Origin of the sequence: Microcoleus sp. POL10_C6 (assembly GCF_036701585.1) — a bacterium.
In the GTDB taxonomy this organism is placed as follows: Bacteria; Cyanobacteriota; Cyanobacteriia; order Cyanobacteriales; family Microcoleaceae; genus Microcoleus.
In genome coordinates this window covers 1-26,435 of the sequence record NZ_JAUBRB010000055.1, presented here as the reverse complement: position 1 = coordinate 26,435, position 26,435 = coordinate 1, and the positions used below count along the sequence as shown (strand labels likewise).

Sequence of the window (26,435 nt, the reverse complement as noted above, 5' to 3'; positions counted from 1 at the left end):
AAATCCCAAAGCCCAAATCTAAAATCCCTCAATCATTCAAATTTTCAATCTAAAATCTTCAATTATTCAATTCCAAATCGAAAATCTAAAATTCTTCAATCCTTCAATTACTCAATCTCAAATCTCACATCTAAAATCGAATGACTGCACTGCCCATATGTTCGTTAATTATAGTCAACTATAACGGTCTGCGCCACACGAAAGATTGCTTAAAATCTCTACAAAAACTTGCGTATCCCGAATCGCAACTCGATTTAATTGTAATTGATAATTGTTCTCAAGACGATTCCCTTGCTTCCCTGCGCGAACTATTTCCCAAAGTTCGGATTTTTGTCAACTCCGCCAACAACTTTGCGAAAGCCCTCAACCTCGGCATCAGCGAAGCAAAAGGGCAATATATCGGCTTTCTAAATAACGATGCTACCCTTGACAGTCGCTGGTTAGAGATTCTTGTAAAACGGCTAGAAACTAATAAAGAATTAGGTGCGGCTAGCGGCAAATTGTTGTTTAAAGACGGGCGAATTAACAGCGCTGGTATTCAGCAATTACCTAATTTTTATTGGCAAGATGTCGGCTTTGGCGAAAAAGATGCGGGACAGTACGATACAGAACGGGAAGTCGAAGGGCTTTGTTGGGCGGCGGTACTTTTCCGCAGGAAATGTCTCGAAGATGTGGGGCCGATAGATGAAGATTTTGTGATGTATTTTGAGGATGTAGAGTTTGCCAAACGCTGCGACAAACGCGGTTGGAAAATGCTTTATACTCCCGCAGCTATCGCCCATCACGAGTATCGCGGTTCGAGTAAAGGTAGCAAACTTACCGAGTATTTCTGCAACCGCAATCGGTTTTTGTATTTGGCAAAACATGAACCGTTGCAATTAGTCAAAGGAATTCATACTTCTGATTTTTTTACTAACAAGCAGTACGATTTGCTGTTCGAGAGTTTATTTGTCGCGATTAAAAAACTTCTAGATTATCAGAAACCAGAAATCATTGAAACTGTATTACCACAGTTGTCGGAAAAGTTGGCGGTGATTTACAGTCGGATGAAGATCGATCGCATTTTGTCTCGATTGCAGGTGGTTCGGGGCGATCGCAAAATGTCGATCGCCATTTACGATCACGGACTGCATTTTATTGGTGGGGGTCAAAAATACGTCGCTACCCTCGCCTCGCTGCTACAAAATGAATTTGACATTACTTTTATCGCCAACAAACCAGTTGCTGTTTCCGACTTAGAATCCTGGTACGGACTCAACCTTTCAGGATGCAAAATTAAAATTATGCCCTTGGCGTTTTACGAGAAACGCGGAATGCAGTGTATCGATTCCAGCATCATCGTGGAAGATATGGAAAATCCCTTTGATGAAATTGCCAGAGAAAGCAAAAACTACGATATTTTCATCAACGCGAACCAACTGGAAAAAGTTAAACCACTGTCGCCGATCTCAGTATTTTTCTGCCACTTTCCCAATACCTTCCGCAACCGTCACTTTGCTGTCGATGATTACACTTTCATTATTGCCAACAGTCAATTTACCGTCAAGTGGTTGGAGAAACGCTGGAACCTACAGCCAACTTTTCTGCTTTATCCGCCCGTGGAAATGGCAACAGTTAAAGTGCCGAAAGAAAACATAATTTTGGCTGTGGGACAGTTTGAAGCTGGGGGAACAAAAAAGCAAATTGAACTAATTAAAGCTTTCCGCTGTTTGCTAGCCGATTATCCCAAAGAACTGGAAGGATGGCGACTAATCTTAGTTGGCAGCAGCATTCCGAAAAATCCTTATTTAAAGACGGTTCAGAATTTATTGAAGCAAGATTCAAGGGCGATAGATCTCAAAGTCAATGTTGACTTTGATGAGGTAAAATCACTTTATGCTAGAGCAAGTATATTTTGGCACGGCTGCGGTTTGGGTGAAGTCAATCCTCAAAGATTTGAGCATTTCGGGATGGCGACTGTGGAAGCAATGCACAACTATTGTGCTCCGATTGTTTTCAACGGTGGCGGCCAACCGGAAATTGTCGAACATGGGCGATCGGGCTTTGTGTTCAATACCCTTGAGGAACTGTGCCAGCATTCACATCAACTAATTGTTAATCCTGATTTGCTAGCAGAACTTCAAGCTGGTGCACAGCAACGCAGTCAGAACTTTAGACTTGCACATTTTGAGAAAAAAGTCAATAGTTTTTTTGATATTCTTCACCAAGAGTATGCTACAATTCGGCTGCCAAATCCTGCCGATATAGCTCAAATGCTCGATCGAACTTAAAGGCTAATTCAAGCGTGTCTAACCCACTTTTAATCAATTTATCCTTCTTAAGTCCTGAACCAACGGGAATCGGAACTTATGCAGCTAATCTTTTCCCGCAACTGCAAAAGCTAAAACCAACATTACTGACTTCCCAGCAAATTAACCATTATACTTGCCACCAAATTCCCGAAACTCTGACACCGAATCGCGGCCCGAAAGGACAAATTAACAGGCTACTGTGGACTCAGTTTGAGTTACCTAAAATTTACAAAAAATTGCAGTCAAGCCTGATATTTTCCCCTATTCCCGAAGCACCTTTGTATTCCGGCTGTCGCTACATTGTCACAGTTCACGATTTAATTCCTTTGCGATTTCCCCGACGGTTTTCTCGATTAACAGCTTATTTTCGCTACTACATACCGCAGGTTTTGCGGCAAGCAGAACACATTATTTGCGATTCTCAAGCAACGGCGGCAGATGTTGCTAACTTTTTCCAAATTCCTCATAAAAAGATGACCGCAATTCCCCTAGCTTGCGATAATATCAATTTTAGATATCTCGACTTGCCAGCCAAAAATTATTTTCTTTATACCGGCAGACACGATCCTTACAAAAACTTGGAAAGATTAATCGGTGCATTTGCGAGTTTGCCCGATCGCACAAATTACGAATTGTGGCTAGCAGGGCCTCCCAATGCCTACACACCGCAGTTGACAGCACAAGTTGAAAAATTAGGTTTACAATCTTTGGTAAAGTTTCTCGGTTACGTTCCCTATTCTGAATTGCCCGTACTGATGAATCAGGCGATCGCCCTAGTTTTCCCTACACTTTGGGAAGGATTCGGCTTACCAATTTTAGAAGCAATGGCTTGTGGCACACCCGTCATCACATCCAACCTGTCATCAATGCCAGAAGTCGCCGGAGATGCCGCATTATTAGTCAATCCTTACAGCGTCGGAGAAATAGCCGAAGCCATGCAAACACTAGCCACAGATTCAAAAGTGCGATCGAACTTAAAAACTGCTAGTTTAGCCAGATCATCTCAATTTAGTTGGCACAAAACCGGAACAGCAACCGCCAACATCTTACAGCAATATCTTTAAATCTTCCCTCTCTTCCTTTCTCCTCTCTGCGTCCTCTGCGCCCTCTGCGGTTAAATAAAAAAAATCCCACCCAAAAACCGCAATCTACATATTATCCCATGCCCAATCCCCAATCTAACTTACTAATTAACCTCTCCTTCCTAATTTCCAAACCCACCGGCTTAGCCATCTACGCCAAAAACCTATTTCCCCACCTAAAGTCCCTCAATCCAACATTACTAACAGCCGAAAATTTCCCCAATAACAACTGCTACCAAATCCCCCCAAACCTCACACCAGAACAAGGAACCAAAGGACACATCAACCGATTGCTGTGGACACAAACCCAACTCCCCAAAATTTACAAACAGCTAAAATCCAACCTGTTATTTTCCCCAATTCCAGAAGCTCCTCTATTTGCAGGTTGCCGCTATATAATTACAGTACATGACTTGATAGCGCTGCGATTTCCCCGCCGCTTCGATCCTCTGACACCTTACCACCGCTATTACATTCCCCAAGTGCTGCGGCAGGCTGAACACGTCATTTGCGACTCGGAAGCAACTGCTAAAGATATCAATAATTTTTGCAATATTCCTACTAATTTAATTACGCCAATTTTCCCCGGATACGATACCAGTTTTTTCCGTTTTTTAGACTTGCCAACAAGCAATTATTTTCTTTATATCGGCCGCCACAATCCTTATAAAAACGTGCAGCGAGTTGTAGCAGCATTTGCTGCTTTGCATGATAATTCCGAGTACGAATTGTGGATAGCAGGTTCAGAAGATAAGCGCTATACGCTGCTGCTGAAAGCGCAGGTTCAAGAATTGGGATTGGTCGATCGAGTAAAATTCCTAGATTACCTCCCCCCAGCCGACTTGCCCAAAGTTATCAACCAAGCGATCGCCCTGGTTTTCCCGAGTCTTTGGGAAGGATTCGGTCTCCCCGTGCTTGAAGCAATGGCCTGTGGCACTCCTGTCATCACCTCTAACCTGTCTTCAATGCCGGAAGTGGCGGGGGACGGCGCATGGTTAGTCAACCCCTACAACGTCGAGGAAATTGCCTCTGCTATGCAAGAGCTTGCAGTCGATGCCAAAGTTCGATCGCACTTGCGGGAGCTCGGTTTAGCCAGAGCAAAACTATTTAGCTGGGAAAAAACAGGCTTGGAAACTGCTGCTATTCTCGATCGATATCTTTAACGAAGGAAGTTCGGCAACGGATGTAACGGATGTAACGGATGTAACGGATGTCGAGAAGAAGGAAGAGGGAAGTTCGGCAACGGATGTAACGGATGGAAGAAGGAAGAGGGAAGAAGGAAGAGGGAAGAAGGAAGAGGGAAAAAGGAAGAGGGAAGAAGTCAGTAGGCCGATTTAATAACCAATGCCCCATGCCCCATGCCCCATGCCCAATTCCCAATTCCCAATTCCCCTGACAGCCTGAGTGAGGGACTGTAGACCCTTTTACTTATTGATACCCAACTGATCGCCGCGCTTGTACTGCTGATAAGCAGCAAAAAACAGCCCCGCCAGAGTAACAAAGATTAGACCCAGAACAATACCTGAAAGCAGCGGTTCTACCATGAGATCTCCTTAACGTTAAGATTTAACAACCTATTTTTAATATTACCAGCACTTACACAGATGAATTTGCCAAAAAACGCCCTTCCGGGAGTATCAGACCTTGCTCTCCCCGCTGCGAACGATTAAGCTATGTTATGAGAAATAAATTTTCTTGTAGATACTATTTTTAATTGAACTCCTTTGAATAACCAACTTGCCCGGAATGAAATTAAAAACCCGATCGAGCGACTTGCCATATTTGCGCTAGCGGTGTTGCTTGCCACCATGTTGGCGACGCTCGCAATTCGTCAGTTTCAAGTCGCCGATCCTTACGTCAAAAGCGTACTATCCCTCACGGGCAACCCGTTTCAGGGTTCCGCCATCTTTCAAATGAACTGTGCGGGGTGTCACATCTCCGTTTCAGACAGTCAAGTCGGGCCCAACTTGCACGGAGTGTCCGAGCGCAAATCCGAATTCGATCTGATCCGGCAAGTCACCAGCGGGCAAACCCCACCAATGCCGCAGTTTCAACCGAGTCCGCAAGAAATGGCCGACTTGCTCAAGTATCTCGAACAAATTTGACCAAAGAAGGGGAACGGAATTCGTTCCCCTTCTTTGGCAGAGCCTCGAAACCCATGCTTAGAGGTTCTGTTTCCCGCTAGTCCCTCTCTGCTGGGACGGCAGGCAAGTGTATGCTCGGTTTTAACTGCCGAGTTTGATATGCAGACTAAACCAGCAAGCTAAAACTCTGAGCCGATAACTGGCTCGGCTGTACGCCCGTAAGTATAGCTAAAATCCGGTCGCTGTTGGCGATTCCGATCGCCGTCGAGCCATTAGTTTCGGTCAATGACAGTTGATTGAAGTCCAAGCCTCCCACCAACCCGATCGAATCAACTCCTGCGGTGAAGTTGAAAATCGTGTCAATTCCTCCGCCCGCTGACAAGACAAAGCCATTGCTGCCACTGCCGCCGACGAGGGTATCGCTGCCAATGCCGCCAAAGAGCAAGTCATCGCCGGTGTCAGCAAAGAGCAAATCATCGCCGCTGCCACCAATTAAGGTATTGTTACCCTCGCCGCCGCAGAGAGTGTCATTGCCTTGATCGCCAAATAGCACGTCGTCGCCCGCGCCTCCCAAAATTACGTCATCGGCTTTGCCCCCGTACAATATGTCATTGCCTTCGTCGCCAGAAAGAGAGTCGTTGCCACGATTGCCATAAATCGTATCGTTACCGCGATCGCCAAAAATCAGGTCAAACCCTTTGCCACCAAAGAGAGTATCGTTATCGATGCCTCCGTAGATAGTATCGTTGGCTATATTGCCATTGATATAGTCACCGCCCCCTCGACCAAAGATCAAATCGTTGCCACCCAACCCGAAGATAGAGTCACTGCCGACACTACCCACGATCGTATCGTCACCGTTAGGGCCGTTGCTCACAGCCGGTGAAGGAGTGCCGGGCTGATTGGGAGTAGCGATCCTGGGGAAGTTCTCAGGGCAAACCAAATCTGTCGGTACAGGTGAAGGCGTCGGCGTCGTTACAGGTGCAGGTGTCGGCGTCGTTACAGGTGCAGGTGTCGGCGTCGTTACAGGTGCAGGTGTCGGCGTCGGTGCAGGTGCAGGCGTCGGCGTCGGTGTAGGTCCAGGCGTCGGCGTCGGTACAGGTGGCAGTGGTGGCGTCGGAGTCGGCGTCGGTTCAGGTGTCGGCGTCGGCGTCGGCGCTGGGAAGTTGCCGAAGTTGATGCCGCTGACAATAGCGCCCGAAGTTAGGGTGATGTCGGCGGGTTCGGGTGTGCTTTGGGTGAACCCAGTTTGGTTGACTTCCCGGACACGGTAGGTTCCCGGCGTTAGGTTTGCGAACAGGTAGTTCCCGCTGTTGTCTGTGGTAGTAGTAACAGGAGCAGGAGCAGTTCCAGCTACGACATTGGTTAACTGAATTTGGAAATTGGGTAAACCCGGTTCTCCAGCATCCTGAGTGCCATTGTTGTTGGTGTCTTGGAACTTCAGACCTCGGATCGCCCCGGGTTGCGGCAGGAAGTTGCCGAAGTCAATGCCTGTGATGTTATCAGAGGGATTAACCGTAACGGGGGCGGGGTTGGGGGTCGTCTGCGTCCAGCCATTTTGCTGGACTTCCCTTACCTGGTAAGTACCTGCGGGTATATCTCGGAGAGTGTAGTTGCCCGCTGCATCAGTGATGGTAGTGGGTTCGCCCTGCTGAAAGATGCCATCGGGATTGATACTGTCGAGGAATATTTGCCAGTTACCTAGCCCCAATTCTCCGGCATCCTTAAGGCCGTTGTTGTTGAGGTCATTGAATTTTTGACCGCTAATAGTGCTCGACTGGAAGTTGCCGAAGTTGATATTAGCGATGTCTTGACCGCTGGTGACAGTGATGTCATCCGGGTCGGGGGTAGTTTGCGTCCAAGTAGGCTGCAAGACTTCCCGCACCTTGTAGGTTCCGGCTGACAAATCGAGGAATTTGTAGGTGCCTGCTGCATCGGTAAGGGTGTTCGGTTCCCCGGTGTCGAGAGTGCCGTTATCGTTGGTATCGAGGAAGAATTGCCAGTTGGCAAGCCCTAGTTCCCCGGTATCTTGTACCCGGTTGTTGTTGAGGTCATTGAACTTCAGACCGCTGATGCTATTGGGCTTGAAGTTGCCGAAGTTGTTATTTTGGGAGTCGGTACCGCTAGTGACGGTGATCGTAAACGCGCCGGAAAGAGTAGGCGTGGCTGCATTGACGGCGGGCACAGTTTGCGTCCAGCCTGTTTGTGGCACTTCCCGCAGTGTATAAGTGCCGGCTGGCAGGTTTGTGAACTGGTAGTTACCGGCGACATCGGTGACGGCGGCGTTAGTGCCTGTTTCGGCGGCTACTGCGTCTTGGACACCGTTGTTGTTGGCATCCAGGTAGATTGTCCAGCCTCCTAGCGGTGGTTCTTCTGGCCCATCTTGGATGCCATTTTTGTTGAGATCGTTAAATTTAATCCCGCTGATTTTGCCCAACTGGAAGTTGCCGAAGTCTTGAGCCGTAATGTTTGTGCCGCTGACCGGGTTAATTGGATAAAAAGTCGGGCCGGCGGTTTGTGAGAAACCAGTCGGCACGTCTTCTCTCACAAAGTGCCGACCGGAGCCGACGTTGGGAAAGGTATAAGTGCCAGGAGCTGCTGGCGCTGTTCCGGTAACTTGAGAGGCAATTTCCGCATCACCGCTATCTAAAGTGCTGTTATCGTTAGTATCCTTGAACAAGCGAACGGTAGTGCCGTTGAGGGGGGTGTCGTCAGCAGAGAAGCTGTTGCCTGTGATGTCGGTGAATTTGGTGCCACTAACGGTGATGTTTTGGAAAACGCCGAAGTTTTGACCGGTGACGGGAGTACCGCTTTGGGCACTAACGAGAATTGCTGCAGCGGGGAAAGAGATGCTGGAGTTGGCTGGGGCAGTGGCTTGTATCAGGTAATTGCCGGGGCCTATCTCCGAGAATGTGTAATCTCCTGCTCCTGCAGTGGTTTGTGCAGTGCCGACAACAGTATCTGTGCCGACTTCTAGCGTGTTGTTGTTGTTGGTGTCTTTGTATAAGTTAACGGTGATGCCGTTTAATACCGTGTCATCGGGCGTGAAGCCGTTGCCCGCGAGGTCGGTGTAGGTTTTGCCTGCGATCGATGTTTTCTGGAAATTACCGAAGTTGGCACCCGTGACATTAACAATACCCGTATTTGCCGGAGTCGGGCCGAGTGTCTGCACCCAAGCAGTAGCAGGCGTTCCAACGGGCGGCGCCTCTGTAATCGGAGTATCGGTTTTTACGTCGCGGATGATGTAAGTGCCGTCGGCTGCGGTAGTAGCGCTCTTCGTGCCTACAGAAATCACCCAGCCGGGAAGACCTGGTTCAGTCGCCGCGGCACCTTGCAGGCTATCCCCGTTAAAGTCGTTGAATTTAACCCCTGTGACGATCGGGCCGTACTCATAAGCACCGATATCAACACTAGCGCCGATCGTCCGAGGAAAGCCAGCACCCCGCTGGTCCGTCGCGCCAGCAGCAGCCGCAGCCGTGGCATCCCCAGTATCGATCGCCGGATTAGGAGTCGCAGTGCTGTCAGCCAAAGCATAAGTCACGGGAACGCCTGTAGCCTGGTTCAATCCTGGGGTAAGGGCGATGACATTTGCTAGAGGAACTGTCAGTTGCTGGGCGACAGGTAAATTGCTGCCAGTAACATTCCCGATCAAATTGTTGATACTGGTGGCGGCGAAAGAGGTCCCGAACACGTCAGGATTCGCGCCGCCAACATTACCTGCGACGATCGAATTTCTGAGATTTACCGTACCGCCGTTAGTAGCAATTCCGCCGCCGCGGCCAAAAACCGGATCAGGATCAGCAGTGTTGGCCGTAATGGTGTTGTTAGTGAGAGTTGCACTAGCGCCTAAGTTGACAAAAATCGCGGCACCCGCCCCAAAACCAGGTGTAGCGGGTATTGGGCCGGCCGGATCGCCGCCTATTGCTGTGTTGTTGAACAAAGTGCTGTTGTTGAGAGCCAAACTGCCACCCTTAACAAAAATTGCGCCTCCCAAACCAGCACCGCCGCCGCCACTGGCTGGGCTACTAGTGCCACCTGGGGTGAAACCTCCGAGGGTCGTGCTGGCTACTGATGCTGCACCGCTGCCGCTACCTCCACCGAAGCCACCGACACCGCCACCGCCGATCGCACCTGCGACACTGCCGGTACCGCCAGCGCCGCCACCGCCGCCACCGCCGCCAAAGCCACCCAGGCCGCCAGCGCCACCACTGCCCCCAGCGCCTGCAATCCCCGAACCTGGCGGGCCGCCGGTGCCGCCAGCGCCACCGCCACCGCCACCGCCTCCGACGAGGCCGCCAGCGCCGCCAGCGCCGCCGATGCCTCCAACTCCGCCATTAGTACCGCCCGGTAAACCGCTGCCACCAACCCCTCCCGCGCCACCAATTCCGCCGTTGAGACCGGTTCCTGGCAATCCGCCAGTGCCAGCGCCACCATTGCCGCCGGGGCCGCCGGGCCCACCTGCCCCGCCGATACTTGGCAAGCCCGGGAGGCCTGCTTGACCGGGGCCACCTGCGGAAACGAAGGGAAACAGGCTTGCAAAATCGGTGTTGCCGCCAGGGCCTGCGACTGCAGGACTGACGGGGGCGGCGCTGCCCGCGCCGCCCGTAGCGCTGTTGCCATTGAAGGTAACGCTATTAACTGTGACATCGCCGGTGTTGATAAATAGTGCGCCTCCCATGCCGGCCGCACCTCCACCGCCGCCTGTACCGGCACCGCCTAGCGCTCGACCACCAGTCAATGTCAGGTTGGAAAAGCTGACTGGGGCAGTCCCGCTGTCTACAAAAAAGCCCCGGTTATTAGCGAAATTTATGATGAAACCGCCGCCGGTAAACGTGATGGGGGTGGAAATTCTGGGCAGAACGTCTCCGGCGGCTAAGGTGATGTTGCCGGTGATGGAAATCGTGTCTGCATTGGGCAAAGCGTTAGCCAGAGTTATCGCATCTTGCAGTTCGGCAAATGTGGCGACTAAAACTGCACTGTAAGCTTCCCTCGCCTCAGCAGAAAATGCCAAAGGTGTTTCTATGTTTCCCGTAGTTACTTCGAGTTCCCAGTCTCCACCCAGTGCCGCACTGCCGGTCAAGTTATCGGAAGCGGCAATATTTGCTCCCGTGAGCTGGCTCAGCCTTTCCACGAAGGCAACACCTGCTTCTGTGGCGGCGACGTTGCAACCGTAAAGCAGAATTTCGGGTTTAGCTGTAATTGAAGAGTTCGAGTTTGCCTCGGCTGCTGGCAAAGCAAACCATGTTTCTAAATAATTGCGGTAGCTTTCAATGTTGCTGAGATTTAGTTCTGTGCCTCCCAGTTGTAAGCTGGCTGCTGCGCCGTGAGACAAAATGTGGACGGCTGCAATGTTTTGCCGCTGTTTAAGTGTTTCGGCGATTTGCTCGATCCCGTCGCGATCAGCATTCAGAATAACAATTTCTGTATCGGGATTGACCGTTTCTGTTAAACTTTCACAATCTTTAACTTGTGAATCTGCAAAAACTATCTGGTGTTTCCGTTCTTTATAGGGTTCCACGTTCAAATTCTCCTGGTACACACACATCAAATTCATATCACAAACCAACCGCAGCAGCGATCAATCTTTTTCCGGCGCGGATGAGAGTCGATCGCCCCTAATTTCATCTAACCTAACTTTCACCTAAATTGAATATTGACAAAAACATTTTTTTGTGCTCTCCAGCCCTAACGGAGTTAGTTTGATTGTTTAGAAGTTTTAAAGGGGGATATTGTTCCGGCTGTTACAACAATGTTGGAGAAGACTTGCGCGCTGTTTATTGATATGCCAGAGATGGAGAAAACACCAGATTTTATAAAAAATGTCAATCGAATAGTTAACTGATGATGATCGATATTGGTTAATCAAGAGTCATCAATCACGGTTATTAGCTGTAAGCTGGTGTTATTTGGTACTTGTTGGCTGCTGAATTATCTGTATGTGCGATCCTCTTCGAGGGCTTCGCTAACGAACAACCGCAATCAAATTACTTGGCAGTAAGGAATACAAGTCCTCTGAGTTTTATGACCACTTGTATTCCTCACTAGAAGCGTGATAACTGTAATTTTACAGGAAGAGATAGGCTGACTCATGACTAACATTCCTGGAGCCTATTAGACTCAATAAACCGGCTCGAAGAAAGAAAATTAGGCGTGGCAGTCCAGAATATTAACTCCTCTTCCAGGTTGGTGCGTCAAAGACTCACTAATTACCAAGTTTCTTCATCGGGATGATTGGAATTGCTCCAGATTTCCACATCTAAATCATTGAGATAAATTAGAGCCGTTTCAATTTGTTTACTTGTACCGTTAAGTTCCAAGTCAAACCAACCGTCATCTAAAGTTTTAACACCCAACAAAGCAGCATTAAAATTCACCGTCAAACCGTATTCAGAAATCAGGTGAGAAATGACAGGTTCCTGATGGTATTCTTTAGGAATACGAATGCGAATGCGCGTTTGAGTTGGTCTGTTGTCACGACTATCAGATTGGAGAATATCTGATTCTTGGGTTTTGTCAAAATTGCCGATCGCCTCAAATAGAGATTCGCTAGTGTTGTGATCTAACATTTGGGACTCCTAATGTTTGTTTCAGTTTACATTTTGCACCAATATCTTGTAGGGTGCGGATCTGCGAGATTTTCGAGCTTCCAACCAGATTGTCGATAGCGCCGCACCCTACTACTGACTGGTTTGAGGGATGAGGTTCACAGCGCGCACCCTAAAGCCCTAATGACTAATGACTAATGACTAATGACTAATGACTAATGACTAATGACTATTCTTCAACTTCTTTGATCCTAGTTTTTCGTTCTAAAATCTCCTTAAGCACGAGGGTAACAACTGCTAAAAGACCGAGAACTACCGCAGCCGAAAATGCGGCTTGGGTCGCGTACTGCTTGTAAGCATCCTCTACAAACAAGGGCAAAGTTTGCGTTTTTTTAGCAATATTTCCCGACACCACAGAGACGGCTCCAAATTCTCCCATTGCTCTAGCATTGGTCAAAATTACTCCGTAAAGCAATCCCCAGCGAATACTCGGAAGCGTAACATTCCAGAAAATTTGCCAGTCATTTGCTCCCAAAGTTTTCGCCGCCTCTTCTTGATCAGTTCCCACTTCTTCCAAAACAGGAATTACTTCGCGGGCAACAAAAGGCAAGGTAACAAAAGCAGTAGCCAGCACCATTCCAGGGAAGGCAAAAATAACCTTGATATTGGCCCCCTCCAGCCACGGCCCGAACCATCCCAGCCGACCATAAAGCAGTACAATCATTAAACCTGCCACTACGGGAGATATGGCAAAAGGTACGTCTAAAAGGCTGATTAATAGCGTGCGACCCGGAAATTTGTTGCGACCAATTACCCAGGCTGCACACAAACCGAATACTGTATTGATTGGCACAACTATCAGAGAAATTATCAGGGTTAGTTGCGCTGCGTGCAGAAAATCTGGTGAGGTTAAGTTAGACAAAAATGGCTCAAATCCCTTTCTGAAAGCTTGATAAAAAACATTGAGAGTAGGGATAAATAAGACAAGAGCGAGATACCCGATCGCAATTCCGATTAAAGTTGGTTTTACCCAAGCTTTTTCCTGACTCCGACTAGAACCTGCGGGCGGAAATTTGTAACCAGCCGGTGAATTAATATTAGCCGTCATAGCGTCTTCTCCATGCTTGTAAAAGATTAATGGCGAACAGCATTGCCAGGGAAATAGCTAACATGACAGTGCCGATAACTGTTGCTCCTGCATAGTCGTACTGTTCCAACCGTTGGAAAATTAAAACCGGGGCGATTAAATCTTTGAACGGTATGTTAGAAGCTACAATTACAGTAGATCCGTATTCGCCCACCGCTCGCGAAAATCCGAGTGCTACTCCAGTTAAAATAGAAGGAAATAGCGGCGGCAAAACTACTCGCCAGAAGGTTTCAAATTGAGAAGCACCTAAGCACCAAGCTGCTTCTTCGATATCTTTTTCCATCTCATTTAAAACTGGCTGTACGGTTCTAACTATAAATGGCAAGGAAATAAATATCATCGCTATACCTACGCCCAAGCGAGTAAAGGATATCTTGATTCCCAAAGGTGCAAAAAGCGAACCAATCCAGCCGTTATCGCTGTAAACTGTGGCGAGAGTTAAACCGGCAACGGAGGTGGGCAGTGCAAAAGGTAAATCGACGATTGCATCGACAATCCGTTTTAGGGGAAAGTCGTAGCGGACTAAAACCCAGGCAATTAATGTGCCGAATACTCCGTTAATTAATGCCGCAATTAATGCCGTAAAGAAGGTGACATCGTAGGCGGAAAGGGCGATGGGAGTGGTGGCAATTGCCCAAAATTCGGCGGGGTTTGCGGTGCTGGCTTTCAGCAGCATTGCTGCAACTGGGAGCAATAGCATTAAGCTGAGGTAGCCTAGGGTGATTCCCCAAGGTAATGTTATTTTGCCGATCGCCCTTTTGATATTGTCGATCGGAGATTGAGGGTTGCTGGTTGGAGATGATACAGCCATAAGTGAATACTTTGGATTTGGAAGAATAGTGAATCTATTAGATCCCAGACAACTTGGGGGAAGTCGGGGATCTGGGCATTCTGTTTTTTTACTGTCTAATTGAACCTTGAATTTTGTCAAAAACCGCTCCGTCATCGAAGAATTTCTTCTGAATATCTCCCCAACCTCCTAAGTCTTGAGCTGTAAATAGGGTTTTGATGGGGGCATATTTTTTGACAAATTCTGGTTCTGCGGCTACTGTCGCATCTACTGGGCGGAAGCCTACTTTGGCAAATTCTCGCTGAGCTTCTGGGGTGTAGAGAAACTTGACAAATGCTTCCGCGACTTCGCGAGTACCGTGTTTATCAACGTTTTTATCGACGATGGCGATCGGATTGTCGATCGAAACATTGACTTCGGGAATAGTATAAGTCGGTTTTTCGCCTTTCTCACCTGCCAGAAGAATCTCGTTTTCGTAGTTAATTAAGGCGTCGCCTTGCCCTTGTTTGAAAAATACATCGGTGGCTTCGCGGGCATCTTTAGTCAGAATCGGGACGTTTTTGTAGACTTTGCTAGTAAAGTCTAATGCTTTGGTTTCGTCTCCTCCGGTTTTAACAACCGAACCCCAAAGTGCGAGGAAATTCCAGCGGGCAACGCCTGATGTTTTAGGATCGGCAGTAATCACTTTTACTCCGTCTTTGCTTAAATCTTCCCAGGTTTTGATGCCTTTGGGATTGCCTTCGCGGGTGACTATTGCTCCTACGGATTTGCTAACTATGCCTTCGTTGGGGACTTCTTTTTCCCATCCGGGCTCAATGAGTCCGGCTTTTTCAATTTTTGCGGTGTCGAGGGCGAGGGCTAGGTGTACGATGTCTGCTTCTAAACCGTCAATTACGGCGCGAGTTTGGGAACCGGAACCGCCGTAGCTTTGGTTGAAGGTGACGGTTTGGCCTTTTTCTTTTTGCCATTGTTCTACGAATTTGGGAATTATCGCTTCGTGGGCGGCTTTGGTGACGGCGAAGGATACTAGGGTTAATTCTACGTTGCCTTTGTTAGCTGCTGGGCTACCACTGCCTGGAGTGGCTGCGGGGTTGTTGGTGATTCCCTGACCGCAGGATGCAACGGCCAGACTTAAAGTTATTCCCACTAAAAATAGCGATACAAATCTTTTCATGGCCGTAAATGATTGATTTGTGCTGGCTGATCGCTGTTGCGGCCAGTAAAGGTGTTGAGTTAGGCGTTGCCACGGGCTCATTATATTTGTTCCTCTAGATAAAGTACGGTTCTTAGGTAGGAATACCGTAATTATGGTTGTGAAGTACGATTATAGACAAGAGTGAGTCAAAAGGCAACAAAAAAAACAAATTGGGGGAACTCAGGGTCGATCGCATATCCTGAAGTCTTTTCCGTCGGTGTTTTTGATTCAGATTCGGGGTAAAATGTAAAGTGTATAAATACTATTATTGAGTTAAGGTGCTAAATTTGCGGCGCTGCACGATACGCCTGCAGGATACTCCTTACATATACCATCGGCCGATCGCCCAAATGTAATAGCCCTGCCAAGAGTCGCCGCCCCAGCGAGATATGCCTGACTCGCGCGATCGCCCTTAAGTAAGAAAAAGTTTTAACTGGTATGTCCTTACCCCGCCCAGTCTCAGACACCCTAATTGAACTGTTGAAGCCTGTAGCCTCTGAATTGGGAGAAAGATTGGGGGCAAACGCTGTCAGCGAACGCTATGCAGAAATTGAGCCCTCTGGTTCTTCAGCTTTAAACCAGCAAATCAAAAAAGACCCCCGCTGGATTAAAGCACAAATGAGATATTTGCAGCGGCAGCAGGCCAGAGAACAAGAATTAATCGCCCTCGTGGGCGCAGAAGAAAGGGTAAAGGAAGAACGGGCTAATCGAATTAAGGCACAAGAAATAAGAGATAAGCGGGCAATTAGCCGACTTTGCCGCGACTTAATGCGGGAGTTTCAATCAGAAGCAATTCGAGTTAAGCTGAGCGAAATTCAAACTATTTGGGACAGGGACAACTGGTTTTCTAATTTGAGCAGGCAGGAAACTGAACAGATTTTGCAGCAGCAGCAGCAGCACCGATTGCTGCTGTTAGTTGCTCCCGCAAAAATTAGCCAAGATTGCCCGGATTCGTTTCGCCACAATCTGAATATCGAGCTGCCGGCTAAGTTAAGAGCTTTTTTGAACCAGCACTACCCCCCGCATGGAGATTTGTGCCCGGTTCAGTTTTACGGAGACTATTTCAAAAAATCCATTTCTGATATTGATGTGGAGCGGTTGCAGACTGTTTTGTCTCCCGTACCGACTGCTATACTGTACAGCGATATTAGCGATTATGAAGTTAATTTTCATGTGGGTTTTTGGGGAGTTATCAATCAGAGCGTTTCTCTAGTGGCGATGCAGCCTTGGAATTGGGAAGAGGTTTATAACCAGTTGGAAGCAGAGGGGAAAGACAAAAAGCTGAGCCTGCGGATTATTCGGCAAATAATTGTGACTATTCACAAGTTATTGGCCGCTTTTTTAGCTGATTTGTATTATTTAAATATCGATTTTACTCACGAACCTCAGTTATTTAAATTAGAGGCGGAATTTGCTCATGAATGGTTTTCTAAAGATTGGGCCCAACCGTATATAGAAACTCTTAAAGAAATTCAGGAGCAGCAGCGAATAGTCTATAAGGGAGAGATGCGGCGGCTGGCACTGCGAGAGGCGAAAGCTAGGGCGGAACGCCAGCGTTTGGAGGAGGCTGAACTCAAACGTAGAGAGGAAGCTGAGGCGGCAGCTAAGCGGGTGAAGGAATTAGCTCACAAATTAAAACATCAAAAATGGCGGTGTGTATATACGCTGCCGGGACATTCATCATTTGTGAATTCTCTGGCGATTAGCCCTGACGGTAAAATTATGGCTAGCGGTAGTTGGGATAAAACTATTAAGATTTGGAATTTAGAAACAGCGGAATTAATTGGCACTCTGACGGGACATTCCGATCGCGTAAATTCGGTTGCTATTAGCTATGACGGAAAAATGTTGGTCAGCTGCAGTTCGGACGAAACAATTAAGTTTTGGAATTTGCACACCGGTGATTTGCTGTGTACTTTTCCGGGACATTCTATGGAGGTGAATTCGGTGGCGATTAACCCGAAGCGCCAAATAATTGCTAGCTGCGGCGGTGCTGATAATACGATTAAGCTGTGGAATTTGCGGAGTGGTGAGTTGCTGCGGACTTTGAAGGGTCATTCTGACAATGTGAATGCGGTGGTTTTTAGCCCGGACGGTAAAATATTGGCGAGTGGCAGTTCGGATGCGACGAGCAAGGTTTGGGATGTGGAAAGCGGTAAGTTGCTGCGGACTCTTTCGGGGTTGAATGTTGGGGTGAATTCTGTGGCGATCGCGCCGGACGGTCAGGTTCTTGCTAGCGTCAGCAATGATTATACGATTAAGCTGCGGAATTTGCACACGGGCAGTTTGTTGCGGATTTTAAATACTCATTATGCGAAGGGAAAGGGTGTAACGAATTTAGGAACGAATGAGGCGCTGCATATTTTGCAGAATTATGTGAGTCGGGGCGATTCGGTTGCTATCAGTGGGGACGGTTTGACTTTGGTTAGTGGCTGCGATGATAATACGATTAATATTTGGAATTTGCAGACGGGGGAGTTGTTGAGCGCTCTTAAGGGACATTCGGGTACGGTGTACTCGGTGGCGATCGCACCTTCGGGCAATTTGCTCGCCAGCGGCAGTGCGGATCAGACGATTAAGATTTGGCGGTGCGATTAGTTAATTGGCAGTGGGCAGACAATTTCGGTTTTGCCCTTACGGGGAGGGGTTTTGAGCGAATTTGAAAAAAAAATGGCTGGGGGGGTTGCGCTAATGACTATAAGTTTGCTATATTAAGTTTCACTGCTGGTGTAACTCAGTTGGTAGAGTAGCTGATTTGTAATCAGCCTGTCGCAGGTTCAAATCCTGTCACCAGCTTTATTAGTATAATTTTGAGAGATATAACTATCTACAAATCACAAGCTCTATGTTGACGATCGAGCAAATTGAAGCCGCTATCCTGGATCTACCACCAGATAAGTTTCATCAACTTTTGGAATGGTTTTTTGAGTTGGATTATCGGCGTTGGGACGAGCAGTTAGAACAAGATATTGCTGGCGGTAAGTTGGAAGATTTAGCCCAGGAGGCGATCGCAGATTTTGAGGCGGGGCGCTATCGGGAAATTTGATGCACTACACGACTCGTCGATTTTGGGAATGCTACAACGCTTTACCTGAAACCGTAAAGCTTTCAGCCGATCGATGTTACGAATTACTCAAAGCCGATCCAACTCATCCATCGCTGCATTTCAAAAAAGTCGGCAAGTATTGGTCAGTCAGAGCCGGACAAGACTACCGAGCTTTGGGTATAGGGATTGAGCAGGGTATTTTGTGGTTTTGGATCGGCGCGCACGCAGAGTACGATCGGCTTATTGGCTAATAGTAACATCAATTTTACCTAACGCAGCGCAGGCTGTTTTCAACCATTCAATTGTTGCTGCATCAAGTACGGGTTCCAGCTTCTCGACTACCGAAGCGTGATAATTATTCAACCATGCGAGTTGAGTCTTTGACAGTCGATCGACATTTATCAATTTGCGCTCAAACGGAATATACGTCAGCGATTCAAATCCGTACCAAACCGAACCGTTTTTTGAGGGCATTTCCCTGACAACATAGAGATTTTCGATGCGAATTCCGCCCCATCCCGGTTCGTAATATCCCGGTTCGATGCTCGTTACCATTCCGGCTTCCAGGGGATATTGTACCGATTTGCTGATGCCGTTTGGCCCTTCGTGACCGGCTAAAAACGCGCCGACTCCGTGCCCGGTGCCATGTCCGTAGTCTAGCTGTTGTTGCCATAATACCGCACGGGCGATCGCATCTAATTGCGCTCCCGTTGTTCCTTTGGGAAATTGCTGCATTGCACAGTTGATGTGCGCGATTAAAACTGTGGTGTAGTGTTCTATTTGTAGCGCCGTCGGTTCTCCGATACTTAGTGTTCTCGTATCGTCGGTTGTACCTGCTAAATATTGCGCGCCTGAGTCAAGCAGCAGCAATTCTCCGGGTTTTAAGGTGACTTCTGGGCTGGGGGTTCCGTAGTGTACGATCGAGCTATTGGCTCCCGCACCTGCAATCGTTCTAAAAGTTAAAGTCTGAAAATCAGTTTCTTCCTGGTAAAATCTTTCGATGCTTTCTTTGACATCAAACTCGGTCAATACATTACCATTTTCTAACTGTTTTGTCAACCACTTTAAAGTCAAAGTTTTCGCTCGACTTGCTTTGAAATTGGCTGATTTCATCTGCTCAATTTCTACGGGATTTTTGCGAGCTTTCATCCCTTCCACCGGATGTGTCTCAAAAAGTATTTCGATGTTGTATAACTGCGCTTCTTGATGGTTTAATATTAACTGGTACGTGCCTGCTGTGCTGTGTTTCGGGTCTAAAAGTACCCGAACTTTATGTGGCAAATTTACGCAAGTTTCTAATGTATGCGGATAGTCTGCGTAGGGAAGCAAAGTTACATCCGCCCGCAATTCTTGCTTGATTTCTAGTGAAATTCGTTCGGTATTTGTAAACAAAAATGCTGAATCTGTGGTGACAATGGCATAGGATATGAAAATGGGAATGTGGGGAATATCCGAGCCTCGGAGGTTGAACAGCCACGCTATTTGATTGAGGTTGGTAATCGGAAGCACATCGATGTTGGCTTTTTGCATCGCTTCCCTGACTCTGGCTAATTTTTCGGCGGCGGTTTCTCCGGTCAGGGATACAGGTAAGCTAAATATGGGCTCTGCATCAATCGCGGGTAAAGTCTCGGCTGTTTGCCAAGGAGTTTGCGATCGCACTTTGTCTGTCAAATTGTCCCGGATTGGTAGGAGTTCAATCTCTGCATTCGCGAATTTTTTCACCCAATTTTGATATTGCTCTGTCGCTACGGTAAACGGGTCAAAACCCAGGCGAATTTTAGTTGATTTTTCTGCCGATTCTACCGCCAGTTTTTCTAAAGTTTCAATTAAGGTTAAATTTCCTTCTAAGCCGAGTTTCGATATTTGAATAATTCCAGTATCGACTTGCAATTCGGCTTGTTCGTAATAGCGGGAATCCACAAACAACCAAGCGGAATTTTTGCCAACCAACAAATCACCGGCGGAACCCGTAAAACCGCACATCCAAGCTCGCCGCTGCTTGGCTGCTGGAACTGATAAATTTAAGTGTTCGTCAACCGCTGGGATGTAATAGCAATCTAATTCATAATCTGCCATCAAATCGCGCAAGTCTGCCAGTCTTGCAGCGGAGGTATCTTGGATATTTGTATTTGCTTTTAAATTAGTGGCAACCATGTTGAATCTTCCTATTTTACTTGTTTAAAATTGTCTTCAAACCTTTAACTAATCTCCTAATACCAGCGGTGGCGGTTGCTTTCTCCAAAGCACCGTAAGCAACGCGCAAATAGCAGCCGCTATCCATGCCGAAGGTTGTACCGGGAAGCACTGCTACGTGATATTCGCGAATTAATTTTTCTACTAATTCCATTGTATCGATTTCAGTATCAACTTTCAAGAAAAAGTAGAATGCTCCGCAGGCTGGGGAAATTGTACACAAATTTTGGATGGTATTGAGTTCGTCTAATACGAGTTGGCGCACGGATGCGATCGCCCTTACATAATTATCGCAGTAACCTCTACCAACTTGCAAGGCTCCCAGCGCTGCATACTGAGAAATTACGGGGGGACAAATCAAGATTGTATCTTGAATTTTTCTCACTGAAACGAGCAAATGTTCTGGGATTACCATATACCCGATCCGCCAACTCGCAAAACCATAGGCTTTGGAGAGGCTAAACAGAGAAATTGTATGTTCGCTGCTATTGGGAAAAGCGGCGGGCGAACAGTGTTTGACGCCGTTATAAGTAAAATATTCATAAGCTTCATCGCTGATGTGATAGATGTTGTGCTGGCGACAAACTTCGTTAATTTCTCGGAGTGCTTCGGAAGGATAAACAACACCAGTGGGATTATTTGGTGAAATGGTAACTATGGCTCGCGTTTTGTCGGTGATTGCTTTTTTTATAGCATCGATATTAAGTTGATAATGGGCGTCAGTTTCTACTATGACTGGTCGGCAACTTGCCATAATTGCCGCCATTTCGTGGTTGAAGTAATAAGGTGATTGGATAATAATTTCGTCTCCCGCCGAGGTGATGGCGAGAATGGCGTTGGTAAATCCCATATTGCTGCCGGCGGTAACGACAATACAGTTTTTGCTGTTAATTTCTATGTCGTTATCGGTTTTGAGTTTGGCTGCGATAGCATCTTGTAATTGTGGAATTCCTTCCACGGCTTTGTATTTGTGATTGTCGGTATTTGCGAAGAATTCGGGAATTTTGTCAAATGATTCTTGTGGCGGATTGTAATAAACTACGCCTTGTCCTAAAGATATTGTTCCAGGATTTTGGCGAATCAGTTCGCCAACTACTGGAATTATTGGCGACTGTACCGATTGCATTCGAGTCGGGGGATTTTTCATCATATATTATAGGTAATTGTAGGGCAGATTTAGTGATAATATACGTCCTTAAGCAAGTTTACTATTTCACGCACGCGCCTCTCACTTCAGGATCTATGTACTTCTATTTTAGAACCTTGGGGTGATTTAGAAACTTTAACTTGTGCGGGCAATCTTTCGCCCAATTCTCGAACGTGGGTAATCACTCCAATCAGCCTGTCTCGCTGTCGCAAAGATTCTAAAATTTGAGTAACGCTTTCCAGAGTTTCGGTATCTAAAGTACCAAATCCTTCATCGAGAAACAAGCTGCCCAAGTGAGATCCTTGAGACAGTTTTTCTGACAAAGCTAAAGCCATTGATAAGGAAGTGGCAAAGGTTTCGCCACCGGAAAGAGTACGCACTCGTCTAGCTTCGCCACCGTTCCAATTATCTGCTACCCAGTATTCGCCGTCTTGGTTTATTAGTTTGTAGCGATTTTCGGTTAATTCTTGCAAAATTAAGGTGGCGCTGCCGACTAATTCTGCTTCTAAATGTTCTAAAATGTAGGATTGAAATTCGTTGGATTTGAGATTCTGCGCTAAGGTGTGATAAGTTTGCTCTTGTTCTGTGAAATTTGTGATTTGCTGTGACAGTCTTTCGGCTTGTTCGAGATTTTGGGCTGCTACTTGAATCCAAGCTAACAGTTCGGCGCGGTTGTTGTTGGCTTGTTTGAGGTTTTCTTGGGCGGTATGTTTTGCCGATCGCACTTGTGCTAAAGTATTCTCATCGGTAGTTCTGCCTGCGATTGCCTCGCTCAAATCTTTCGCCCGCGTCTCTAACTGAATTTTTGATTCCCGGTGAGAGCGAATAGCATTTTCCCATTCTGATTGTTCCTTAACTGTCGCCACCGCTGCTAAAAATGTCTCTTCTGTGAAATCAGCCGCTGTTAATTTTGCTGACCAATCCAGGTTTAACTGCTGTTTCTGGGCTTGGGCTTGTCCAAAAGCTTCTCCAGCTTGTTGCTCTCTCTCTGCGGCTTGAATAACCTTATTGTGAGCAGTTTGATAGGATTTTTCGGCAACTTTTAGCAGATTTGCCAAGTCTTGCTTGTCTTGTTCTAAAACTTTTGCTAAATTAGCATAAGGTTGATATTCGGTAATTTGATAAAGCGCATTTACACAACTTTGCAACTGCTGCTGGCGACGGTCTGATTCGGCGATCGCATCTTGATATTCCTGCTGTTTAGCTGCTTGAGTCGCCACCGCCAAATTAAATCTTTCCTGAAAATTATCATATTCCAATGATGCCAGTTGGAACTGCTGTTCGGTTTCGCGGTATTGGCGATCGCTCTCTTTAAGGAGTGCCAACTCCTGCTGCAACCCCAAGCTTTCCCACTGAGGATTTTCCAGCACATGAGTGATTTCCTGCTGCAATTGAGCAACTTTATTCGCAGTTAATTCCAACATTTGAGCAATTTCCGACTCTTTTTGCAGGCAGGCTGCTACTGCACTTTTTCCCTCAGCAGCCAACCTTTGAGCATCTTGAAAAACCTGATTTGCAGCAGCCAATTTCTGCCGCAAACCAGCCACATCGACAATATTAGAATCGGGCAAAGGAGGGAGCCGATCGCTCTCAGGATGCACCCCCCCGCACACCGGGCAAGTATCGCCAGAATTCAGCGACATTCTGACAGCAGCCACACTCTCTAAACGTGCGGCTTCCGCATTAGCGGTTTGGGCCGCTTCTAACTCGCGATCGCACTCTTTTAGTTGGATTTCTGCTGCTTCTAAATTAGCGGCAACCTGCACATAATTCTGTTGAGCTTTTTCCTTATCTGCCAGAGATTTATCCAACTGTTCTTGCTGAGTCTTTTGCTGCTTGGTAATTAGCTGCAATTCCATCAATAAGGGTGAAATTTGCTGCAATTGCTCTAAACGCTTTCCTCCCGGCGCATACTGTTCGAGCTGTGCCGCTGCTTGAGTAACTCGAAAACCCGCGCCTTGAATTTTAGTGTTAGCAGCTTGCAGTTCTTTATCTGCTGCCATAAAAAAGCGGAGTTTTTCCTGTTGAACTTTTTGGGCAAGCGCCACTTCTTTTTCTAATTGAGCGCGCTGTTCTTCATATACTTTAGCAGCAGCTAGAGCATCTTCGCGAGCCTTAATTTGTGGCGCTAGCACGTCTTCTTTGGCTTTTGCCGCATCAAATTGGTGCTGCTCTACTGCCAGCTCAGAGCGAGCTTTAATTAACTGCTTTCGCGCTGCCACCGAGGCACTTTCGGCAGTTTCATACTGACTGCGAGCCGATCGCACTAAAGCCCAATCTCCCTGTAAATGATTGGCAGCTTGCGCTCTTTCTAAACGCTGTGCTAAAATTGCCACCTCAGCAGAATTAGCATTTAATTGGGCCAGTTGTTGTTGTAACTCTTGCCAGCGAGCGATTTGCGAAAATAGCTGTTCCTCTTCATCTAGATCCTTTTGAGCTTTCATCACAGCGCGATCGAACTGGGGTAACTGCTGCTCTAAAATCAAAAGTTGCGATCGTCTTTGATCCACCTCATCCGCCGTCGGCGCACTCAAATCCGCTAGCTGCCTTTCCACCATTTCCCGTTCCTGTTTCAGCAACTTTGCGAGTTCATTTGTTTCCTTCCGCATCTGCTCAAAAATCTCAAATCCCGCTAGCTGCCGCAAAATTTCCCGACGTTTTGAAGTATCCCCTTTAATAAATTCATCAAACTTGCCTTGAGGCAGAACAATTGCGCGTGTAAAAGTATCAAAATCCATTCCTAAAATCTGTTCAATGGTATTTTGAACAGCAACGATACTCGTCCCCAAAGTTTCCCATTGACCATTTTGCCAGTTGTCCAAAATCACCTTATTTTCGGGAGATTTGGGACGAAAACGCCACCTTCGCGTCACCCGATACTGTGCCGAACCCACAGCAAAACGCAACTGCACTTTTAAATTTTCGCTGCCTTGACTTGCCAAATCACTTACCTGTTTGCCGCTGCGAGTTGTCGTGCCAAAAAGAGCGTAAGTCATGGCATCTAACAGGGAAGATTTGCCTGCACCTGTAGCACCAGTAATTGCAAACAAATCGAGTTGAGAAAAATCTAAACGCTGTTCGCGGTGGAAGCTGGTAAATCCTTCGAGAATAAGTTCTAGTGGACGCATACTGATTTTAGTTTTAGGATTTGGGGTTTTAGATTGTTATATTCAGCTCTACTGTCTTCCTTCTACAGTCTTCCCGATCCCCCCTAACCCCCCTTGTTAAGGGGGGGACAAGAGTATTATCAAAGTCCCCCAACAACCAGGGGGATTTAGGGGGATCTAGACTCGACTACAAGCGACATTGAGCGTGGGTTTCAGTCTTAAAACTATTTGAAATTTGAGATTTGGGATTTTGGATTGTATCTTTTTACCCATTTAATTGTTAACTGTTTCCTTAAACTTCTTGTACAAATTTTTAAATTCCTCCAATACTGCTGGTTTCGGTGTCGTTCCCAAGCGGTTTTGATAATAGTTGCAAAACTCTGCTGCCGGATCGAAATTATTGGGATCGATATTAGTTATTTCTGTTGCTTCTAGCGCTGCATCTGGATAGCGCGGTTCAATTAACAGCGCTTGAGAACAAATTTGGCGCACTCGATCGGCAAGTCCGATTTGCGGACTGTCCAGTTCGACAATTACTTTCAAGAAACCCGGATGATACTGATGAGCTTGTAAAGTTTCATCGAGATTGTCGTTATGACATTTAAGCACTTTTAACGGCTTGTGGCAAGCCACCGGCTTAAATTCCACCTTTGCCTGACTTCCCGGCTCAACTTCTATCAAGCAAAATCCTTTTTCCTGTTCCGCTTCTCCAAAATCTAACTGAATCAAAGAACCGGAATAATAAGCGGGAGAAGTCTCAGAAATCCGCTGGTGAATGTGGATGTGTCCGAGGGCAACATACTGAGCTTCCGGCGGCAGAGTTTGCGATGATAGCAGGTATTTTTCTCGCGTGTAATAAGCGACTTCGGATTTTGCTAATCGAGCGCCGTCAATGCTCATGTGTCCCATGAGAAAATTGACAGTATTGTCTCTAAAATCCCTGGTTAAATCTTCGAGTAAATATTTTACTATTTCGCGGTAATCTTTTCGGCGATCGGCATCGCCAGACTGCCAGAGAGAATTAGCATCTAACAGTCTTTGTTCGGAAGCAAAAGGCATCGCTCCCACGCAAAGTTTACCGCTTTTTGTATTAAGAGTAATTGTGCCGCCGTCTGCGGAAAGCCTGGGTTTGCCTAAAGCGCGAACACCGGCGAGGGAAAGCAATTGCGCGATGCTGTCGATGCGGGATGCCGAATCGTGATTACCGGCGATCGCAATTGCGGGAATTCCTGCCGCTTGGAGTTCGCAGAAAAAGTTATAAGCAATGCGTTCAGCGTAAGCGGGAGGGTTGGGCACGTCGAAAATGTCGCCGGCAACGAGCACAGCATCGACATCCAAGGCTTTTGCTTGCTTCAAAATCTGTTCGAGGGCGATCGCAATTTCAAAAGTGCGATCGATCCCTCGAAAACGTCGCCCTAAATGCCAGTCAGCAGTATGAATTATTCGCATAGTACGAGGAGTTTTTTGTTTATGTTAACTGAGATGTTGTACCATTTTCAAGAACGGGCAAGATGCCCGTTCCACAAAGAATAAATTTCTTGTGGAACGGGCATCTTGCCCGTTCATAAAAGCCTGATTTAAAATGGTAAAATATTTCAGTTTTAATGCTTTGTGCGATCGCGGTATAAAGATCTGCCACAGTTTATGCCTCTTCCTGTTCTCGAATTGCTCTTTCAATCTCATCAGGATATGCCTCAGCATAACTAAAAGCATTCACCAAATCTACGGCACTCGTAAGGATTCAGGTCAGAGGGTATTGACAAGTGTGACATTCTGGGCGGAATATTACAATTATGGAAAAAAACCTG

The 26,435-nt window shown here is 46.9% G+C and carries 17 protein-coding genes and 1 tRNA gene; 8 read left to right on the top strand and 10 right to left on the bottom strand.

Annotated elements, in window-relative coordinates; genetic code table 11:
* The first annotated feature begins 140 nt into the window (after nucleotides 1–140).
* The 3 genes from QUA34_RS24070 (at nucleotide 141) to QUA34_RS24060 (ending at nucleotide 4,536) form a co-directional block, all read left to right on the top strand.
* Complete coding sequence (locus tag QUA34_RS24070; RefSeq protein WP_333389582.1) at nucleotides 141–2,270, top strand: glycosyltransferase; 2,130 nt, start codon at nucleotides 141–143, stop codon at nucleotides 2,268–2,270.
* A 14-nt stretch (nucleotides 2,271–2,284) separates the two neighbouring features.
* On the top strand, nucleotides 2,285–3,355 hold the full coding sequence (locus tag QUA34_RS24065) for a glycosyltransferase family 1 protein (protein ID WP_333389580.1): 1,071 nt from the start codon (nucleotides 2,285–2,287) through the stop codon (nucleotides 3,353–3,355).
* A gap of 98 nt (nucleotides 3,356–3,453) precedes the next feature.
* The gene (locus tag QUA34_RS24060; protein WP_333328452.1) at nucleotides 3,454–4,536 is read left to right on the top strand and encodes a glycosyltransferase family 1 protein; all 1,083 of its coding nucleotides are present in this window, start codon (nucleotides 3,454–3,456) and stop codon (nucleotides 4,534–4,536) included.
* 261 nt (nucleotides 4,537–4,797) lie between these two features.
* Here the strand turns inward: QUA34_RS24060 and petG are convergent, their stop codons facing one another.
* Nucleotides 4,798–4,917: a cytochrome b6-f complex subunit V gene (petG, locus tag QUA34_RS24055; protein ID WP_006632329.1), complete on the bottom strand. Its 120-nt coding sequence runs from the start codon at nucleotides 4,915–4,917 to the stop codon at nucleotides 4,798–4,800.
* A 180-nt stretch (nucleotides 4,918–5,097) separates the two neighbouring features.
* Between petG and QUA34_RS24050 the strand changes: the two genes are divergently transcribed.
* Nucleotides 5,098–5,478: a c-type cytochrome gene (locus QUA34_RS24050; protein WP_333389577.1), complete on the top strand. Its 381-nt coding sequence runs from the start codon at nucleotides 5,098–5,100 to the stop codon at nucleotides 5,476–5,478.
* Nucleotides 5,479–5,623: 145 nt separating this feature from the next.
* Here the strand turns inward: QUA34_RS24050 and QUA34_RS24045 are convergent, their stop codons facing one another.
* The 5 genes from QUA34_RS24045 to QUA34_RS24025 form a co-directional block, all read right to left on the bottom strand.
* Entirely contained in the window at nucleotides 5,624–11,011 is a 5,388-nt protein-coding gene (locus QUA34_RS24045) for a DUF4347 domain-containing protein (RefSeq protein ID WP_333389575.1), read from the bottom strand.
* Nucleotides 11,012–11,663: 652 nt separating this feature from the next.
* Nucleotides 11,664–12,023, bottom strand: coding sequence for an NIL domain-containing protein (locus QUA34_RS24040; protein ID WP_333328461.1), 360 nt, complete (start codon nucleotides 12,021–12,023; stop codon nucleotides 11,664–11,666).
* 208 nt (nucleotides 12,024–12,231) lie between these two features.
* Entirely contained in the window at nucleotides 12,232–13,110 is an 879-nt protein-coding gene (gene cysW / locus QUA34_RS24035; RefSeq protein ID WP_333389573.1) for a sulfate ABC transporter permease subunit CysW, read from the bottom strand.
* Nucleotides 13,100–13,960, bottom strand: coding sequence for a sulfate ABC transporter permease subunit CysT (gene cysT / locus QUA34_RS24030; protein ID WP_333389571.1), 861 nt, complete (start codon nucleotides 13,958–13,960; stop codon nucleotides 13,100–13,102). Before cysT ends, cysW begins: the two co-directional genes overlap by 11 nt.
* Before the next feature lie 88 nt (nucleotides 13,961–14,048).
* Complete coding sequence (locus QUA34_RS24025) at nucleotides 14,049–15,194, bottom strand: sulfate ABC transporter substrate-binding protein (RefSeq protein ID WP_333389569.1); 1,146 nt, start codon at nucleotides 15,192–15,194, stop codon at nucleotides 14,049–14,051.
* A gap of 378 nt (nucleotides 15,195–15,572) precedes the next feature.
* Between QUA34_RS24025 and QUA34_RS24020 the strand changes: the two genes are divergently transcribed.
* The 4 genes from QUA34_RS24020 to QUA34_RS24005 all read left to right on the top strand — a co-directional run bounded on the left by QUA34_RS24020 (nucleotide 15,573) and on the right by QUA34_RS24005 (nucleotide 18,431).
* A complete protein-coding gene (locus tag QUA34_RS24020; RefSeq protein WP_333389567.1) occupies nucleotides 15,573–17,732 on the top strand; it encodes a WD40 domain-containing protein in 2,160 nt (719 codons plus the stop codon).
* 125 nt (nucleotides 17,733–17,857) lie between these two features.
* A tRNA-Thr gene (locus QUA34_RS24015) sits at nucleotides 17,858–17,930 on the top strand.
* Nucleotides 17,931–17,979: 49 nt separating this feature from the next.
* The gene (locus QUA34_RS24010) at nucleotides 17,980–18,180 is read left to right on the top strand and encodes a hypothetical protein (protein WP_333103120.1); all 201 of its coding nucleotides are present in this window, start codon (nucleotides 17,980–17,982) and stop codon (nucleotides 18,178–18,180) included.
* Nucleotides 18,180–18,431, top strand: a complete 252-nt coding sequence (locus QUA34_RS24005; protein WP_333103119.1) for a hypothetical protein — start codon at nucleotides 18,180–18,182, stop codon at nucleotides 18,429–18,431. Before QUA34_RS24010 ends, QUA34_RS24005 begins: the two co-directional genes overlap by 1 nt.
* Here the strand turns inward: QUA34_RS24005 and QUA34_RS24000 are convergent.
* The 4 genes from QUA34_RS24000 to QUA34_RS23985 all read right to left on the bottom strand — a co-directional run bounded on the left by QUA34_RS24000 (nucleotide 18,421) and on the right by QUA34_RS23985 (nucleotide 26,076).
* Nucleotides 18,421–20,334, bottom strand: coding sequence for an aminopeptidase P family protein (locus tag QUA34_RS24000; protein WP_333389565.1), 1,914 nt, complete (start codon nucleotides 20,332–20,334; stop codon nucleotides 18,421–18,423). The genes QUA34_RS24005 and QUA34_RS24000 overlap by 11 nt on opposite strands.
* 16 nt (nucleotides 20,335–20,350) lie before the next feature.
* On the bottom strand, nucleotides 20,351–21,520 hold the full coding sequence (locus tag QUA34_RS23995; protein ID WP_333389597.1) for a pyridoxal phosphate-dependent aminotransferase: 1,170 nt from the start codon (nucleotides 21,518–21,520) through the stop codon (nucleotides 20,351–20,353).
* A gap of 86 nt (nucleotides 21,521–21,606) precedes the next feature.
* Entirely contained in the window at nucleotides 21,607–24,648 is a 3,042-nt protein-coding gene (locus QUA34_RS23990; RefSeq protein ID WP_333389563.1) for an SMC family ATPase, read from the bottom strand.
* A 252-nt stretch (nucleotides 24,649–24,900) separates the two neighbouring features.
* On the bottom strand, nucleotides 24,901–26,076 hold the full coding sequence (locus QUA34_RS23985) for an exonuclease SbcCD subunit D (RefSeq protein WP_333389561.1): 1,176 nt from the start codon (nucleotides 26,074–26,076) through the stop codon (nucleotides 24,901–24,903).
* Nucleotides 26,077–26,435 lie beyond the last annotated feature (359 nt).